Origin of the sequence: Polymorphospora sp. A560 (assembly GCF_045781765.1) — a bacterium.
Classification (GTDB): domain Bacteria; phylum Actinomycetota; class Actinomycetes; order Mycobacteriales; family Micromonosporaceae; genus Polymorphospora; species Polymorphospora lycopeni.
The window spans coordinates 1,557,606-1,575,101 of sequence record NZ_CP122282.1; the positions used below are offsets into that span (position 1 = coordinate 1,557,606).

The following is a 17,496-nucleotide window of genomic DNA, read 5'->3' on the forward strand; positions in this document are numbered from 1 at the left end:
GCAGGATCGTCACAACTGCTCCTTGATCGACGCGGCGGGTGGACCGGCTGCCGGGCGACTGACGCTAGGCGCCCCGGAGGAGGGAATCCGGTGGGGGTGGCGGGGGCGGCTCGGGTAGCCTGGACAGCCACAGGCGTTGACCCGGCCATCACCGGTGAGCCTCCGGAAGAAAGGGCCCTGCGGGCCAGACCGGAACCCCAAGACCGGCATCCGCGAGCCTGACTAGAACCGGACGGGTTCGGCCCGTGACAGCCGACCAACGAGTGGGCGGTCGCACCATCGGACCGCCAAGCGGGGTGGTACCGCGGGCAGGCGGGGCGCCGTGACGGCGTACCGGAGGCTCGTCCTCGCAGACCACGACAGTGAGCTGCACCGAGGAGAGCGACCCGCGATGGCTTATCCGAAGCATGCCCCCGACGGCACCGGCGTGCCGGCGAGCCCCGACCTGCCCGCGGTCGAGGCCCGGGTGCTGGAGCACTGGACGGCCGACAAGACCTTCGAGACCAGCGTCGAGACCCGCGACGCCGGCCCGGACGGCGCCAACGAGTTCGTCTTCTACGACGGGCCGCCGTTCGCCAACGGGCTGCCGCACTACGGGCACCTGTTCACCGGGTACGTGAAGGACGTGGTGCCGCGCTACCAGACGATGCGCGGGCGGCGGGTCGAGCGGCGCTTCGGCTGGGACTGCCACGGCCTGCCCGCCGAGGTTGTCGCGGAGAAGCAGCTCGGCATCACCACCAAGGCCGAGATCGTCGAACTGGGCATCGAGCGGTTCAACGACGCCTGCCGCACGTCGGTGCTCCAGTACACCCACGACTGGGAGCGCTACGTCACCCGGCAGGCCCGCTGGGTCGACTTCGCCAACGACTACAAGACCCTCGACCTGGACTACATGGAAAGTGTCATGTGGGCCTTCAAGACCCTGCACGACAAGGGTCTGGTCTACGAGGGCTTCAAGGTGCTGGCCTACTGCTGGCGGTGCGAGACGCCGCTGTCCAACACCGAGACCCGGATGGACGACGTCTACCGCGACCGGCAGGACCCGACGCTGACCGTCTGGTTCCAGCTCGACGCCGCGCCGGACGCGCCCGAGCCGGTCGCCGGGCCGGTTAAGGTCGGCGTCTGGACGACCACGCCGTGGACCCTGCCGTCCAACCTGGCCCTCGCCGTCGGCCCGGACATCGAGTACGCCGTACTGGAGCGCGACGGGGAGCGGTTCGTCGTCGGGGCCGCGCGGGTCGGGGCGTACGCCAAGGAGCTCGAGGGGTTCACCCAGGTCGGCACCGTTCTCGGCCGGGACCTGGTCGGGCGCCGCTACACCCCGCTGTTCGACTTCCTCGTCGGCCGGGCCGGCCCGAACGCCTACCAGGTGCTCGGCGCCGAGTTCGTGACCACCGAGGACGGCACCGGGGTGGTGCACCTGGCACCGGCGTTCGGTGAGGACGACCAGGCGACCTGCAACGCGGCCGGGATCCCGACGATCGTCACGGTCGACGAGCACACCCGGTTCACCGCGCTGGTTCCGTCGTACGAGGGTCAGCAGGTCTTCGACGCCAACAAGCCGGTGATCCGGGAGCTGAAGGAGCGGGGGGTGGTGCTGCGGCACGAGACCTACACCCACTCCTACCCGCACTGCTGGCGCTGCGACACCCCGCTGGTCTACAAGGCGGTGTCGTCGTGGTTCGTCGAGGTGACGAAGTTCCGGGACCGGATGGTCGAACTCAACCAGCAGATCAACTGGATCCCGGGGCACGTCAAGGACGGCTCGTTCGGCAAGTGGCTGGCCAACGCCCGGGACTGGTCGATCAGCCGGAACCGGTTCTGGGGCTCGCCGATCCCGGTGTGGAAGTCCGACGACCCGAACTACCCGCGGCTGGACGTCTACGGCTCGCTGGCCGAGCTGGAGCGCGACTTCGGCGTGCAGGTCACCGACCTGCACCGGCCGCAGATCGACACCCTCGTACGCCCCAACCCCGACGACCCGACCGGGAAGTCGATGATGCGCCGGGTGCCGGAGGTGCTGGACTGCTGGTTCGAGTCGGGCTCGATGCCGTTCGCCCAGGTGCACTACCCGTTCGAGAACGCGGACTGGTTCGAGCACCACTACCCGGGCGACTTCATCGTCGAGTACATCGGGCAGACCCGGGGCTGGTTCTACACCATGCACGTGCTGGCGACGGCGCTGTTCGACCGGCCGGCGTTCCGCAACTGCATGAGCCACGGCATCCTGCTCGGCGCCGACGGCCGCAAGATGTCCAAGAGCCTGAAGAACTATCCGGACGTCTACCACGTGTTCAACTCGCACGGGTCGGACGCGATGCGCTGGATGCTGATGGCGTCGCCGGTGCTGCGTGGCGGCGACATGGCGGTGACCGAGGTCGGCATCCGCGACGCCGTACGGCAGGTGCTGCTTCCACTGTGGAACGTCTGGTACTTCTTCTCGCTCTACGCCAACGCCGACGGCTACGAGGCGGTGCGCCGTACCGACTCGACGCACCTGCTCGACCGCTACGTGCTGGCCAAGACCGGCGAGCTGGTCTCGACCGTGCAGGCCCAGATGGACGAGTACGACATCTCCGGCGCCTGCGCGACCGTGCGGTCCTACCTGGACGCGCTGACCAACTGGTACGTCCGCCGGTCGCGGGACCGCTTCTGGTCCGGTGACCGCGACGCCTTCGACACCCTCTACACGGTGCTGGAGACGCTGTGCCGGGTGGTGGCGCCGCTCGCCCCGCTCACCGCCGAGGAGATCTGGCGCGGGCTGACCGGGGAGCGGTCGGTGCACCTGACCGACTGGCCGTCGGCCGACGAGTTCGCCGCCGCCGGCCCGGCGGGGGCGCTCGACGGGCATGCCCTGGTCGCGGCGATGGACGCCACCCGGGACGTCTGCTCGGCGGCACTGTCGCTGCGCAAGGCGAAGGGCCTGCGGGTCCGGCTGCCGCTGCCGGCGCTGACCGTGGCCAGCCCGTCGGCCGACGCGCTGCGGCCGTTCGCCGACCTGGTCGCCGACGAGGTCAACGTCAAGTCGGTGGTCTTCACCGACTCGGTCGACGACTACTGCCGGCAGGTGCTGACCGTGGTGCCGAGGGTGCTCGGGCCGCGGGTCGGCGGGCAGGTCCAGGCCGTGATCAAGGCGGTGAAGACCGGCGACTGGGAACTGGTCGACGGGGCGCCGGTCGCGGCCGGGGTGACGCTGGGCGAGGGGGAGTACGAGCTGCGCCTGGTCGCCGCCGACGCCGACCGCTCCGCGCCGCTGCCCGGCGGCGAGGGCGTGGTCGTGCTCGACACCGAGGTCACCCCGGACCTGGCCGCCGAAGGGCTGGCCCGGGACGTCGTACGGGTCGTGCAGCAGGCCCGGCGGGACGCCGACCTGAACGTGTCGGACCGGATCGCGGTGGTGCTCGCCGGCTCGCCGGAGGTCGCGGCCGCCGTCGGGACGCACCGTGACTTCATCGCGCGTGAGGTGCTGGCCGACAGCGTCGAGGTGGCTGCTGAGCTGGCCGGATTCGTCGGCGAGGTCGGTGACGGCGAGCAGGTGACGGTAACCGTCCGTCGGGTCTGACCCGCGCACGCCCCGCCGGACGGGACGCCTAACATCGGTGCGGCGGCGAGGGCCGCCCGCCCGTTGGGCGCGGACCTGGGGAGGGCGCGTGCCGCTGCTCTACACGATCGGTCAGCTCACCGTCGGTAACACGCTGCGGTGGGGCTGGCGGCCGAAGGTGGAGGGGCTGGAGCACGTGCCGGCCTCCGGTGGGGCCGTCTTCGCCGGCAACCACCTCTCGGTCGCCGACGAGTTGTTCCTCGGCGCCGTCGTGCCCCGGCACATCGCCTTCTGGGCGAAGTCCGAGTACTTCGACGGCACCGGGCTGACCGGCTGGGTGAGCCGTACGGTGATGGAGGGGATGGGCGCGATCCGGGTCGAGCGGGGCGGCGGCCGGGCCGCCCTGACCGCCTTCGACAGCGCGATCCCGGTGCTCAAGGCCGGTGACCTGGTGGCCGTCTATCCGGAGGGCACCAGGTCACCGGACGGCCGGCTCTACCGCGGCCGTACCGGGGCGGCCCGGCTGGCGATGCAGGCCGGGGTGCCGATCATCCCGGTCGGGATGATCGGCACCGACAAGGTCCAGCCGATCGGGGCCCGGGTGCCCCGGCTCGGCAAGATCACCGTACGGTTCGGCAAGCCGCTGGACCTGACCGGCCGGTCGGCCGACCGCAAGTCGCTGCGCGAGATCACCGACGAGACGATGGCCGAGATCCAGAAGCTGACCGGCCAGGAGTACGTCTCCCGCTACGCCCCGCCCCGCCAGCCCACCCCCTGACCCCTGACCTTCTCCGCGATCTTGCACTTGTCGCCCGGCAAATCGAACAAATGGGGGAGACAAGTGCAAGATCGCGAGGTCACGGGGCGCGGGAGCCGCGGTCGCGTTCCTGGGCCAGCACGGCGGGCAGGTCGTCGACCTGTTCGAGCTGGCGCAGCGAACGGGTCATCCGTACGTTGCCGCCGAGGCGGTCACGGGACCGGTCGAGAAAGGCCCAGTAGCCGGCCGTGAAGGGGCAGGCGTCCGCGCCGAGCCGGTGCCGCGGGTCGTAGCGGCAGCCGCCGCAGTAGTCGCTCATCCGGTTCACGTACGACCCGCCGGCCGCGTACGGCTTGGTGCTCATCCGGCCCAGGTCGGCGTACTGGCTCATGCCGACGACGTTGGCGGTCATCACCCACTCGTAGCCGTCGACGAAGCTGCGGTGGAACCAGTCGACGAGTTCGCCCGGCCGCCAGCCGCGTTGCAGCCCGTAGTTGCCGAGCACCATCAGGCGCGGGATGTGGTGCACCCAGCCCCGGTCGCGTACGTCGGCGAGCACGTCGGACAGGCAGCGGGCCCGTACGGCGTCGGCGTCGAGGTCGGCGAACCAGGCCGGGATCGAGCGGTTGGCCGCCAGCCGGTTGCTGGCCCGGTAACCGGCGTCGAAATACCAGTAGAGGTGCCAGACGAAGTCGCGCCAGCCGATGAGCTGCCGGACGAAACCCTCCACGCTGGACAGCGGCACCCCGTCGGCGCGGTGGGCCCGCTCGGCGCGGCGTACGGCCTCCATCGGGTCGAGCAGGCCGAGGTTGAACGCCGCCGAGAGCATGCTGTGCGCCATCGCCGGGTCGGTCGACAGCATCGCGTCCTCGTACGGCCCGAACAGCGTCAGCCGGTGGTCGACGAAGTGCCGTAGCCGGGCCAGCGCCTCGGCCCGGGTCGCCGGGAAACGGCGCGGCCCGTCCCGGCCGACGAACTCGATCCCGTCGGCCGCCCAGCGGTCCAGGTCCTCGCGTACGCCCGCGTCGATGTCGTCCTCGACGATCTCCGGCGGGGCCGGTACGTCGATCCGGGTCGCCCCCTTCGGCGGCGGCTGGCGGTTGTCGGCGTCGAGGTTCCACCGCCCGCTCACCGGGACCTCGCCGTCCATCAACACGTCGTGCAGGCGCCGGGCGTGGCGGTAGAAGTCCTCCAGCCGCAGCGCCCCGCGCCGCTCGTCGGCCCAGGCCACGAAGTCGGCCGGCGCGGTCACGAAGCCGCGTGGCGGCAGCATCGTCACCCGGTCCAGGCCGCGCACGAACTCCCTCGCCCGGCGCGAGGTGGGATGGCAGACCTCCAGCGGCTCGTCGACCTGCCGCAGCGCGTCCCGGTAGGTCTCGGTGCGCAGGTGGACGGCCCGGTCGCCGAGTTCCGCGGCCCGGTGCCGCAGCGCGGACAGGACCAGGTGGGCCTTCTGCCGGTGGAAGGCACGACGCCGGAACACCGCCCTGGACTCCACGAGCAGCACCGGCTGCTCCGGATCGTCGAGAAAGTGCGGCCCGAGCTGATCCGCGAAGATCCAACGCCGCACCATGTCCCGATTCTGCCCCGGTACGCCGTTGCGGGCACGCTTACCGACGTATCCGATGATCCGACCGAACGGCCATCCGTGACCGGATGGTCCGGTGCCGGAGGCGGTCGTTCCGGTGAGGCGGCCGGTCAGCCCCGGGTGATCACGACCGTACGCATCTCGCCGAGCAACCGGGCACTGTCGTCGACCGACAGCCGGGTGAACAGGCCGGCGCCGAGGCTGCCGTGGTCGGCCCAGGCGCACAGCACGATCGCGGTCTCACCCTGCCGGCCGGTGCCGCAGCGCTGGTAGGTGCCCCGGATCCCGGTCTCGATCGGCTCGACCCCGGTGAGCCGGTATTCGGCGGTCAGCCGGGTGATCTCCTCGCCGAGGTCGCTCTCCGGGCTGAACCGGTAGCCGGTGCTGCCGAACAGCGTGACCCGCTTGCCGTTGGGGGCCGAGTAGATGCCGGCGAAGGTGTCGCCGGTGATCAGGGCGGCGATGCCGAGATCCTGCTCGAGTTGCCGGGCGGCCTCGACGCTGTCCGGGTCGTCGCGCAGGGTCATGCCGGCCAGTTCGGCGGGCAGGGCCGCGGCGGCCGGGTACTGCTCCCACATCGGCTTGCCGAAGTAAGCCGGGCAGCCGCAGCAGCAGGCGATCGTGAACAGGGTCAGGAACACCATCACCAGCGGCCAGCGCCGGCGGCGCCGGACCGGCACCGCGACGTATCCCGGCGGCGGACGCCAGCCCGGCGGCACGACCTGCGGCGGGCCGTACGGGGGCTGGGCGCGTCGGTCCCGCCGGCCGCTCCGGGGCGGCTTCGGCGGGGGGGTGGGCCGGTCGGCCGGTGGCGGTGGCGGCTGTGGGCGGGGGGCAGCGGGCGGCGGCTCGGCGACCGCCGGGAACGGTCGGGTCGGCGGGTTGGCCGGCGAATGTCCGGCCCACGGGTCGCTGTCCGCCCACGGGTCGACCGGGGCACCGTGCTGCAACGCCTCGCGCTCGACGATCGGCAGTTCGAGGGTCGGGTCACGCGGCGGCTCCGGCCGCGGGGACCGGCCGGCGGGCAGGTCGAGGTTCCAGCGGCGCCGCTTCGGGGTCGCCGGCGGTACGGCCGCCGAGCCGGTCCAGATCGCCGCGGTCGGCGGCTCGTCGGGGCCGGTCGCCGCGCCCGGCCCGCCGGGTGGCGGCAGGGCGGCGGTGTCGGCGGTGTCGATGTCGTCCGCGGCCGGCGGCGCCGGTGGTACGGACTGGACCGGCGGGCCGGACGGAACCGGTGGCCCGGCGGGGACCGGTGGCCCGGCGGCCGGTGGCGCGGAGATCGGCGGCGCGGAGACCGGCGGCGCGCAGACCGGCGGGGCGGGGAAGCCGGTGGCGCGGCGGCCGGCGGCGCGGACGGAACCGGCGGCGCGGGGGAAGCCGGCGGCGACGGGACCGGTGGCGGGGAGGCGTCCGCCGGGCTCGACGGTGCCGCTGCGGGCGGTGTCGCTGCGGGCGGTGTCGGTTCCGGGCGGGCGGGCCACAGCGGCTCGGGTGCCTCTGGCTGGTCCGCCGGTCGATCCCCGTCCGGCTGCGGCATCGCGTCGTTCTCCTCTCACGCCAGTCCGAGGTTAGTACCGATCCTCCACCGCCCCTTCGATGCACCCGACCGGGTCCGCTCGGCGGCCGGCCCGCCCCTGGTCGGGCCGGAGGTGGGCGGCGTCGGGCGGCCGGCCGGGTGGACCGCGTACCCTTTGTGGTTGGTCCCTGTCCAGGGACGTCGGGAGGTTTCATGAGCGCCGCGTCGGCCACCACGAGCAGGCCCGCGACCCACTCCGTCTGGTCGCGGCTCGAACCGCTGCTGCCCCAGATCGGCAAGCCGATCCAGTACGTCGGCGGCGAGCTGGGCGCGGTGGTCAAGCAGTGGGAGGACACCGCCGTCCGCTGGGCGCTGATGTATCCCGACGCGTACGAGGTGGGGCAGCCGAACCAGGGCGTCCAGATCCTCTACGAGGTGCTCAACGAGCTGCCCGACGTGCTGGCCGAGCGGACGTACGCGGTCTGGCCGGACCTGGAGCGGCTGATGCGGGAGCACGAGGTCCCGCAGTTCACCCTGGAGGCGCACCGGTCGGTGCGGGCCTTCGACCTGTTCGGGGTCTCGTTCTCGACCGAGCTGGGCTACACCAACCTGCTCACCGCGATCGACCTCGCCGGCATCCCGCTGCTCGCCGCCGACCGGGGCGACGACGACCCGGTGGTGCTGGCCGGTGGGCACGCCGCGTTCAACCCCGAGCCGATCGCCGACTTCATCGACGCGGCCGTGCTCGGTGACGGCGAGGAGGCCGTACTCGAGATCACCGCGATCGTGCGGGAGTGGAAGGCCGAGGGGTCGCCGGGCGGCCGCGACGAGCTGCTGCTGCGGCTGGCCCGCACCGAGAGCGTCTACGTGCCCCGGTTCTACGACGTCGACTACCTGCCCGACGGGCGTATCCGGCGGGTGGTGCCCAACCGGGCGGACGTGCCGTTCCGGGTGCACAAGCGGACCACGATGGATCTCGACGCGTGGCCGTACCCGAAGAAGCCGATCGTGCCGCTGGCCGAGACGGTCCACGAGCGCTACGCGGTCGAGATCTTCCGGGGCTGCACCCGGGGCTGCCGGTTCTGCCAGGCCGGCATGATCACCCGGCCGGTACGCGAGCGGTCGATCACCACGGTCGCCCAGATGGTCCACGACGGGCTGGAATACTCCGGCTTCTCCGAGGTCGGCCTGCTCTCGTTGTCGTCGGCCGACCATTCCGAGATCGGCGACATCTGTTCCGGGCTGGCCGAGCAGTACGAGGGCACCAACGTCTCGCTGTCGCTGCCCTCGACCCGGGTCGACGCGTTCAATATCGACCTGGCCCAGGAACTGTCCCGCAACGGCCGGCGGACCGGCCTGACCTTCGCCCCCGAGGGCGGGTCGGAGCGGATCCGCAAGGTGATCAACAAGATGGTGTCGGAGGAGGACCTGATCCGCACCGTCGTCACCGCCTACAGCAACGGCTGGCGGCAGGTGAAGCTCTACTTCATGTGCGGGTTGCCCAGCGAGACCGACGAGGACGTGCTCCAGATCGCCCGGCTCGCCCACGAGGTGATCAAGGCCGGCCGGGCGGCGACCGGCTCGAAGGACATCCGCTGCACGGTCTCCATCGGCGGGTTCGTGCCCAAGCCGCACACCCCGTTCCAGTGGGCGTCGATGCAGACCCCGGAGGTCATCGACAACCGGCTCAAGCTGCTCAAGCAGGCGATCAACAGCGACCGTTCGCTGGGCCGCGCGATCGGCTTCCGCTACCACGACGGCGAGCCGTCGCTGATCGAGGGCCTGCTGTCGCGCGGCGACCGCCGGGTCGGCGCGGTGATCCGCCGGGTCTGGGAGGACGGCGGGCGCTTCGACGGCTGGAGCGAGCACTTCTCCTACCAGCGCTGGGTCGACGCCGCCGCCAAGGTGCTGCCGGAGTTCGGGGTCGACCTCGACTGGTTCACCACCCGCGAGCGCGAGGAACTGGAGGTCCTGCCCTGGGACCACCTCGACTCCGGGCTCGACAAGGACTGGCTCTGGCAGGACTGGCAGGACGCCATGTCCGGCTACGAGCAGGACGACTGCCGTTGGACGCCGTGCTTCGACTGCGGGGTCTGCCCGTCGATGGACACCGAGATCCAGATCGGCCCGACCGGGCGCAAGCTGCTGCCGATCACGCCGGTCAACCCGGGCCTGAAGGTGCCGACCGCGGGCTGAGTCTCGGCCCCACCTTCTCAAGGAGCAGGAAGATCAGTAGGAAACCACAGCCGGAAGGCGGCCAGGCGCCGGTGGTCCAGCGGATCCGGATCCGCTACGCCAAGCGCGGGCCGCTCCGGTTCACCTCGCACCGCGACTTCGCCCGCGCCTTCGAACGGGCGCTGCGCCGCGCCGGCGTACCGATCGCGTTCTCGCAGGGGTTCACCCCCCACCCGAAGATCTCCTACGCCAGCGCGGCGCCGACCGGGGTGGCCAGCGAGGCCGAATACCTGGAGATCGGGCTGCGGGAGACGGTCGATCCGGTTGAGCTGCGGCTGGCGCTCGACGCGGCGTTGTCGCCGGGCCTGGACGTCCTCGACGCCGTCGTGGCGAGCGGTGGCAGTCTCGCCGACAGGATCGACGCGTCGCACTGGCGGATCGAGTTGCCCGAGGTCGGCGATGCGGTTGCCCGCGCCGCGGTGACCGCTTTCACGTCCGCGTCCGAGGTGCTGGTCGAGCGCATGACGAAGCAGGGCAGACGTACCTTCGACGCCCGTGGCGCGGTCCACCGGCTGGAAGTGATCGAGGTGCGCGAGGCACCTTCCGAGGTCACAGCCGTACCGTGTGCGATACTCGACCTAGTCGTACGGCAGGTGACCCCCTCCGTGCGACCCGATGACGTTCTAGCTGGCCTCCGCGTGGTGGCCGACCTGGAGCCGCCGGTATCGCCACGGGCGACCCGGCTGGCGCAGGGCACGCTGACCGCGCAGGGGGACGTCGCGGATCCGTTGGAGGCGGACCGCGTCGGAGCGCTCATCGGTGAACGCTAGCCGGATTCCGGTCGGCGGTCAGTAGCCAGACTTCGGCGGCCAGGTGCACCTCACGGCCGCCGGAAACACCTTTGCGGCAACCCTGCGTGGCAGCGCTCACCCGCGCCCGGGGCAGCCAGAACTGGAGAACGTCCATGCTCGACAACGAGCCCGAGGGCGGCGAACGGACCGGATCACAGCCGGTCGCGGAAACCGCTGAAACCACACCCGTCCGCCGTACCCGTACGACCCGTCGGCGGACCGCCGCCGCCACCGAAGCCGCCGCGGAGCAGCCGTCCGGCGCCGAACCGGCCCCGGCCGCCGACCTGCCGGCGGAACAGCCGCCGGTCAAGGCGGTACGCCGCCGCCGCAAAGCGGCCGTAGCGGAACAACCCGACGATACGGGTGTGTCTTCGCAAGAAGCCACGAACACTCCGAATGTTAGCGATTCGGGCGCCGCCGAGGCTGCCGCCGTACCGGTGAAGGCGACCCGGACCCGCCGCAAGAAGGCCGTACCGGCCGCCGCCGAAGCTCCGCCGGCGGCCGCCGAAGCTCCCGCCGCCGGTTCGGTCAGCACGGACCCGGCCCCGGTCGGCGCCGTCGGTGAGCCGGTCGTCCCACCCGCGCCCGACGCGACCTCATCCGCGCCCGACGCGACCCCGCCGGCCGAGGCCGCCGAGCCGGTCGAGGAGGCCCCCCGGACCCGCCGCCGTCGGGCCACCCTGTCGGCACCGACCGTGCTGTTCATGGCCCCCGAACCGGAGGAGCAGCCGAAGCCGCGGCGCCGCCGGGCCGCGGCCGAGCCGGTCGAGGAGGCCCCCTCGCCCGTCGAGCCCGCCGCCGCACCCGACGCCGAGGAGGAGGCGGCCACCGAGGTCGCCGAGCCGACCCGCCGCCGGCGGCGCGGACGCCGTACCGCCGAGGTCACCGAGGCGGTGACCGAGGAGGAGGAGGCCGCCGCCGAGGACGAGGAGGAGGCCGCCGCCGAGGACGAGGCCGACGAGGAAGACGAGGACACCGACGAGACCGGCGCGGTCCGCCGCCGGCGCCGGCGCGGCCGGCGCGGTCGCGGCCGGGGCAAGGGCGGCGCCGACGAGGGCGACGAGGACGAGGAAGAGGCCGCCGAGGCGCAGGCCGACGAGGACGAGGAGACCGACGAGGGCGACGAGGGCGAGGGGCTGACCCGCCGCCGCCGTCGGCGCCGTCGCAAGGGCGCCGGAGACGCCGAGTCGGGCGCCGACGACGGCGTACACACCGTCGTACGCATCCGCGAGCCGCGCCGGACCACCGACGAGGTGCAGGGCGTCTCCGGCTCCACCCGGCTGGAGGCCAAGCGGCAGCGCCGCCGGGACGGACGCGAGCAGCGGCGTACCCGTCCGCCGATCCTGAGCGAGTCGGAGTTCCTGGCCCGCCGCGAGGCGGTCGACCGCGTGATGGTCGTACGGCAGCGCGGCGACCGCACCCAGATCGCCGTCCTCGAGGACGGCGTCCTGGTCGAGCACTACGTCACCCGGGCGTCGGCCGGCACGATGGCCGGCAACGTCTACCTCGGCAAGGTGCAGAACGTCCTGCCCAGCATGGAGGCGGCGTTCGTCGACGTCGGCCGGGGCCGCAACGCCGTGCTCTACGCCGGCGAGGTCAACTGGGACAGCACCGGTCTGGAGGGCCGGGCCCGGTCGATCGAGCAGGCCCTGCGCTCCGGCGACTCGGTGCTCGTACAGGTCACCAAGGACCCGATCGGCCACAAGGGCGCCCGGCTGACCAGCCACATCGCGCTCTCCGGCCGGCACCTGGTCTACGTACCCGGGGGCAACGCCTCGGGGATCAGCCGAAAGCTGCCCGACAACGAGCGCAAGCGGCTGCGCGACATCCTCAAGAAGCTGATCCCGGAGGGCGCGGGCGTCATCGTCCGCACCGCGGCCGAGGGCGCCACCGAGGACGAGCTGGCCCGTGACGTGAAGCGGCTCCAGGCGCAGTGGGAGGACATCCAGGCCAAGGCCGCGCAGGGTGGTGCGCCCGCGCTGCTGTCCGAGGAGCCCGACCTGGTCATCCGGGTCGTCCGGGACCTCTTCAACGAGGACTTCCGCGAGCTGGTCGTGCAGGGCGACGACGCCTACGAGATGGTGGAGTCCTACCTGGCGCACGTCTCGCCGGACCTGGTGAACCGGCTGCGGCGGCACACCGCCGTGGCCGACGTCTTCGCCGAGCTGCGCATCGACGAGCAGATCCTCAAGGGGCTGGACCGCAAGGTGTTCCTGCCCTCCGGCGGCCACCTGGTGATCGACCGCACCGAGGCGATGACCGTGGTCGACGTCAACACCGGCAAGTACACCGGTGCGGGCGGCAACCTGGAGGAGACGGTCACCCGCAACAACCTGGAGGCGGCCGAGGAGATCGTGCGCCAGCTCCGGCTGCGCGACCTCGGCGGCATCGTGGTCATCGACTTCATCGACATGGTCCTGGAATCCAACCGTGAGCTGGTGCTCCGCCGGCTCACCGAGTGCCTCGGCCGGGACCGCACCAAGCACCAGGTCACCGAGATCACCTCGCTCGGCCTGGTGCAGATGACCCGTAAGCGGATCGGTGCGGGGCTGCTGGAGGCGTTCAGCGAGACCTGCGACTGCTGCAAGGGCCGGGGACTGATCATCCACACCGAGCCGGTGCCGGAGAAGCCCAAGAGCGGCGGCGGCGCCGCGGATCGGGTCAAGGCGGTCGCCGCGGCCCCGGCCGCGCCGGCGACGACCACCGCGCCGGCCCCGGCCGCCACCACCTCCGGTACCACCCGGCGCCGGGGGCGCAAGGTCACGGTCGCCGAGCCGGCGCCGCCGCCGGTGTCGGAGTACGAGGACACCATGGGCTACGACCTCTCGCGCTACGAGACCGAGACGTCCAACGGCGTGGTGGAGACGCCACCGGTGGAGCCGACCCGGCTGGCCGGTGCCGACGATCCCGACGCCGTCGACGAGGCGGGCGAGGACGACGACGAGGCGGGCTCGACCGGGCGGCGCCGTGCCCGCCGAGGCGGCACCCGGCGCCGTACCCGGCCGTAGCACCCGCGGCCGGTACGGCTGTGCCGGCTGTCGGCCGGTGTGCCACACGGGATGTGAACGGGCGGCCTGAGCTGCCCGTTCACCCCCGGAGCCGGCGCCGGCGGCGCTACGCTGTCCTCACCAAGGTCAACTGTTGATCCCTCCGGCCCGCGGGGGCCGCCGGGTGGTTGTGGAAACCCCCGCGCCACCCGGCGTCCTTCCCCGCCGGCCGGAGGCGGTGCCACCGGCGGTCGCCGCGGCGGAGCCGGCGGGCGGCGCGGGCGTGCCGCGACGCCCGGCTCGGGTTAGGGTCGGGCGGGGCCGCGGGTGGACCGACCCGGGCCGGTCCCGACGCCCACCCCCTCCGGGAGACCAACACATGCGACGCCTGCTGGCCGCCGCCACGCTCGCCGCCACCCTCCTCCTCGGCGCCGGCTGCTCCGGTGACGAACCCGCCGCGGACCCGTCCCCGGGCGGCACCGGGTCGGCCACCCCGACCGCCGCCACCCCGTCCGCCGACCCGACCGGCACGCCCTCGGTAGAGGGATCGCAGCCGGGGTCCGCTCCCGCACCCGGCACGTCGGTGGCACCGGCCGGCGGCAACGCCCGCGAGGTCTGCGAGACGGCCAGCAAGGCCGCGGCCGGCGCGGCCGATACCTACATCACCCAGCTGGGCGCGATGATGCAGGCGACCGCCTCCGGCGACACGGCCGCCGCCGACGCGGCGCGTACGAAGGCCGAGGCGGCCCTGAAGAGCTGGTCCGGGGCAATGCGTGAGCAGGCCGGCCGGGCCACCGACGCCCGGCTCAAGGCGGTGCTGGGGGAGATCGCCACCGAGGTCGACTCGATGAAGGCCGACGTGACGAGCGTCGACGGTATGAAGCTCGACGAGTTGCAGCAACGCCTGGACGCGCTCTGCGGCAACTGACCCCGGCCTCCGGGCGGGGCCGGTTTGGGAGCCGGGACGACCATGGCGTACGCTAACCTGCGGCGCACCTGCGTGCGCAAGGTTGTCGCGTGCCTACTTCCGAGTGTGGCCACCGAACAGCCACCAGTCATCCGCCAGCAGCCAACGACAGGAGTCCGCGTCCCATGTACGCGATCGTCAAGACCGGCGGCAAGCAGTACAAGGTCGCCGAGGGCGACGTGATCGAGGTCGAGAAGCTCGCTGGTGCCCCCGGCGACGCGGTGAAGCTGTCCGCGGTGCTCCTCGTCGACGGTGACGACCTGGTGACCGACGCGGCGAAGCTTGCCGAGGTCGAGGTGTCCGGCGAGATCGCCGCGCACACCAAGGGTCCGAAGATCCGGATCCACAAGTTCAAGAACAAGACCGGCTACCACAAGCGCCAGGGTCACCGCCAGCCGCTGACCCAGGTCAAGGTGACCGGCATCTCCAGCGGGAAGTAGGCGTCCAGATGGCTCACAAAAAGGGTGCGTCCAGCTCGCGTAACGGTCGTGACTCTGCGGCCCAGCGGCTCGGCGTCAAGCGTTTCGGTGGGCAGGTGGTCAGCGCCGGCGAGATCCTGATCCGTCAGCGCGGCACCAAGTTCCACCCGGGCGACCTGGTCGGCCGCGGCGGCGACGACACGCTGTTCGCCCTGGCCGCGGGCGCGGTCCAGTTCGGCACCAAGCGGGGTCGCAAGACCGTCAGCATCGTGCCGGCACAGCAGTAGCTTCTTCGTCGAAGCGGGCCGCGGACACCGTCCCGGCCCGCTTCCGCGTTTCCCAAGGTTGAGAGGATTACGTCGTGGCGACGTTCGTTGACCGGGTCGTCCTGCACCTGCAGGCCGGCGACGGCGGGCACGGCTGTGTCTCCATCCACCGGGAGAAGTTCAAGCCGCTCGGCGGCCCGGACGGCGGCAACGGCGGCCACGGCGGCAGTGTGTCGCTGGTGGTCGATCCGCAGGTGCACACCCTCCTCGACTTCCATTTCCGGCCGCACGTCAAGGCCGAGAACGGCAAAGGCGGCGCGGGTGCGAACCGCGACGGGGCGAACGGCACCGACCTCGTCCTGAAGGTGCCCGACGGCACCGTCGTGCAGACCTCCGACGGCGAGGTGCTGGCCGACCTCGTCGGCGCCGGCACCACCTTCCACGTGGCCCAGGGTGGGCGCGGGGGCCGGGGCAACGCCTCGCTGGCCAACTCCCGTCGCAAGGCGCCCGGCTTCGCCGAACTCGGTGAGCCCGGTGACCGGCTCGACGTCGTCCTCGAACTGAAGAGCGTCGCCGACGTCGGCCTCGTCGGCTTCCCGTCGGCCGGCAAGTCGTCGCTGATCTCGGTCATCTCCGCGGCCAAGCCGAAGATCGCCGACTACCCGTTCACCACGCTCGTACCCAACCTCGGTGTGGTGCAGGCCGGCGAGCAGACGTTCACCGTCGCCGACGTACCGGGGCTGATCCCGGGGGCGGCCACCGGCAAGGGGCTGGGCCTGGAGTTCCTGCGCCACATCGAGCGGTGCTCGGTGCTGGTGCACGTGGTCGACGCGGCGACCATCGAACCCGGCCGCGACCCGCTCGCCGACATCGACGCGATCGAGGCCGAACTGGAGGCGTACGGCGGGCTCGCCGACCGACCCCGGCTGGTCGTGCTCAACAAGATCGACGTACCCGACGGGCGCGACATGGCCGACATCGTCCGGGCCGACGTCGAGGCGCGTGGCCTGCGGGTCTTCGAGACCAGCGCGGCGACCCGCGAGGGGCTGCGCGAACTGAAGTACGCGATGGCGGAACTGGTCACCCAGGCCCGGGTGCGGGAGGTGCCGGCCGAGGCCACCCGCATCGTGATCCGCCCGACGGCGGTCGACGACGCCGGGTTCACCATCGAGCAGGCCGCCGACGGCGCGTTCGTCGTCCGTGGTCCCCGACCCGAACGCTGGGTGCGCCAGACCAACTTCGACAACGACGAGGCGGTCGGCTACCTCGCCGACCGGCTGGCCCGGCTCGGCGTCGAGGACCAGCTCGGCAAGTCCGGCGCGGAGCCCGGCAGCCTGGTCCGGATCGGCGACCGCGAGTTCGACTGGCAGCCGACCCAGTACGCAGGCGCCGAATTCGTACCCGGTGCGCGGGGCACCGACGTGCGGCTGGAGGAGCGGTCCGGCCGGGCCACGGCGGCCGAGCGGCTTGCCGCCCGCAAGGCCCGCCGCCAGCGGTTCGAGGACCGGCTGGAGCAGCCGGCGGAGCGGGACACCGACGCGGAGTCGTAGCCGGCCGGCCGGTGCGGGGGTGGTACCGACGCCGATCTGTCTCGGGCGGGCCGGGGAAGGTCCATACTCGGGCAACCTTCCGGAAATCAGACCCTCCTACAGTTGGTCCGTGTTGATCGAGCGTCGCGCGCCCACCGACCCCGAACTCGCCGCCCTGGTGACCACCCAGCAGCGTGAGCTGCGCGAAGCCGACGGCGGGCTGGACGGGCAGGTGTTCATGCCGCACGACGACGCCCGCTACCTGGCCGGGGTCGTCGACGGCCGGACCGTCGCCTGCGGTGCCGTCCAGGCGCTCGACGCGCAGACCGCCGAGATCAAACGCATGTACGTCCGGCCGGCGTACCGCCGGCGGGGCCTTGCCCGTCAGCTCCTCACCGCACTGGAGGAACTGGCGTACGAGTCCGGGCACACGACCGTACGGCTGGAGACCGGGGTGTATCTGCCGGTCGCGATCGGGCTCTACCTCTCCGCCGGCTACGAGAAGATCCCGGTGTACGGCGAGTACGTCGACAACCCGTACAGCGTGTGCTTCGAGAAGCGGCTGCCGGTGCCGGCCTGACCTTTCAGGGGGCCGGCCGGCCTTCCGGCTCAGGCGACGTCGAACTCGCCGTCCTGGGCACCACCGACGAACGCCTCCCACTCCGAGCGGGTGAACACCAGCACCGGACCGTCGGGGTCGGCGGAGTTGCGCAGGCCGATCAGGTCGTCGACGAAGGCGACCTCGACGGCGCCCTGCGAGGCGTCGCCCTCCGCGCGCTGCCACACCGCCCGGGACAGGTCGAAGTCGCCCTTCGGATGCTCGGTGACGGTGGTTTCCTGCTGTACGTGATCGGTCACGGGGGTCAGGCTATACGTATCCCGGTTGCGGTGTGGGGCAGG

Annotated in this window: 13 protein-coding genes; 10 read left to right on the top strand and 3 right to left on the bottom strand. The window is 72.4% G+C overall.

Annotated elements, in window-relative coordinates:
* Positions 1–391: 391 nt before the first annotated feature.
* Positions 392–3,562, top strand: a complete 3,171-nt coding sequence (gene ileS / locus QCD66_RS07185; protein WP_375736463.1) for an isoleucine--tRNA ligase — start codon at positions 392–394, stop codon at positions 3,560–3,562.
* Positions 3,563–3,650: 88 nt separating this feature from the next.
* Positions 3,651–4,319 (top strand): lysophospholipid acyltransferase family protein, encoded by a 669-nt coding sequence (locus tag QCD66_RS07190; RefSeq protein WP_357543233.1) that lies wholly within the window; start codon positions 3,651–3,653, stop codon positions 4,317–4,319.
* A 79-nt stretch (positions 4,320–4,398) separates the two neighbouring features.
* Here QCD66_RS07190 and QCD66_RS07195 read toward each other — a convergent pair whose 3' ends face one another.
* On the bottom strand, positions 4,399–5,871 hold the full coding sequence (locus QCD66_RS07195) for a cryptochrome/photolyase family protein (protein ID WP_375736462.1): 1,473 nt from the start codon (positions 5,869–5,871) through the stop codon (positions 4,399–4,401).
* 125 nt (positions 5,872–5,996) lie between these two features.
* On the bottom strand, positions 5,997–7,367 hold the full coding sequence (locus QCD66_RS07200) for a hypothetical protein (RefSeq protein WP_407567049.1): 1,371 nt from the start codon (positions 7,365–7,367) through the stop codon (positions 5,997–5,999).
* A 248-nt stretch (positions 7,368–7,615) separates the two neighbouring features.
* On the opposite strand from QCD66_RS07200, the gene QCD66_RS07205 reads away from it, so the two are divergent.
* The 8 genes from QCD66_RS07205 (at position 7,616) to QCD66_RS07240 (ending at position 17,176) form a co-directional block, all read left to right on the top strand.
* Positions 7,616–9,598 (top strand): TIGR03960 family B12-binding radical SAM protein, encoded by a 1,983-nt coding sequence (locus QCD66_RS07205; protein WP_364208907.1) that lies wholly within the window; start codon positions 7,616–7,618, stop codon positions 9,596–9,598.
* Positions 9,599–9,669: 71 nt separating this feature from the next.
* The gene (locus tag QCD66_RS07210) at positions 9,670–10,407 is read left to right on the top strand and encodes a TIGR03936 family radical SAM-associated protein (protein WP_364208910.1); all 738 of its coding nucleotides are present in this window, start codon (positions 9,670–9,672) and stop codon (positions 10,405–10,407) included.
* 134 nt (positions 10,408–10,541) lie between these two features.
* Entirely contained in the window at positions 10,542–13,436 is a 2,895-nt protein-coding gene (locus QCD66_RS07215; protein ID WP_407567050.1) for an Rne/Rng family ribonuclease, read from the top strand.
* 358 nt (positions 13,437–13,794) lie between these two features.
* The gene (locus QCD66_RS07220) at positions 13,795–14,343 is read left to right on the top strand and encodes a hypothetical protein (RefSeq protein WP_375735606.1); all 549 of its coding nucleotides are present in this window, start codon (positions 13,795–13,797) and stop codon (positions 14,341–14,343) included.
* A 164-nt stretch (positions 14,344–14,507) separates the two neighbouring features.
* Positions 14,508–14,822 (top strand): 50S ribosomal protein L21, encoded by a 315-nt coding sequence (gene rplU / locus QCD66_RS07225; protein WP_212821820.1) that lies wholly within the window; start codon positions 14,508–14,510, stop codon positions 14,820–14,822.
* Between the two features lie 8 nt (positions 14,823–14,830).
* Complete coding sequence (gene rpmA, locus QCD66_RS07230; RefSeq protein WP_184536332.1) at positions 14,831–15,088, top strand: 50S ribosomal protein L27; 258 nt, start codon at positions 14,831–14,833, stop codon at positions 15,086–15,088.
* 74 nt (positions 15,089–15,162) lie between these two features.
* Positions 15,163–16,617 carry a GTPase ObgE gene (obgE, locus tag QCD66_RS07235; RefSeq protein WP_364208919.1) on the top strand — a complete coding sequence of 485 codons (1,455 nt, stop codon included), beginning with the start codon at positions 15,163–15,165 and terminating at the stop codon, positions 16,615–16,617.
* Positions 16,618–16,726: 109 nt separating this feature from the next.
* Positions 16,727–17,176 (top strand): GNAT family N-acetyltransferase, encoded by a 450-nt coding sequence (locus tag QCD66_RS07240; protein ID WP_364208922.1) that lies wholly within the window; start codon positions 16,727–16,729, stop codon positions 17,174–17,176.
* A 29-nt stretch (positions 17,177–17,205) separates the two neighbouring features.
* Here QCD66_RS07240 and QCD66_RS07245 read toward each other — a convergent pair whose 3' ends face one another.
* Positions 17,206–17,454: a DUF397 domain-containing protein gene (locus QCD66_RS07245; protein WP_364208925.1), complete on the bottom strand. Its 249-nt coding sequence runs from the start codon at positions 17,452–17,454 to the stop codon at positions 17,206–17,208.
* Positions 17,455–17,496: the final 42 nt, after the last annotated feature.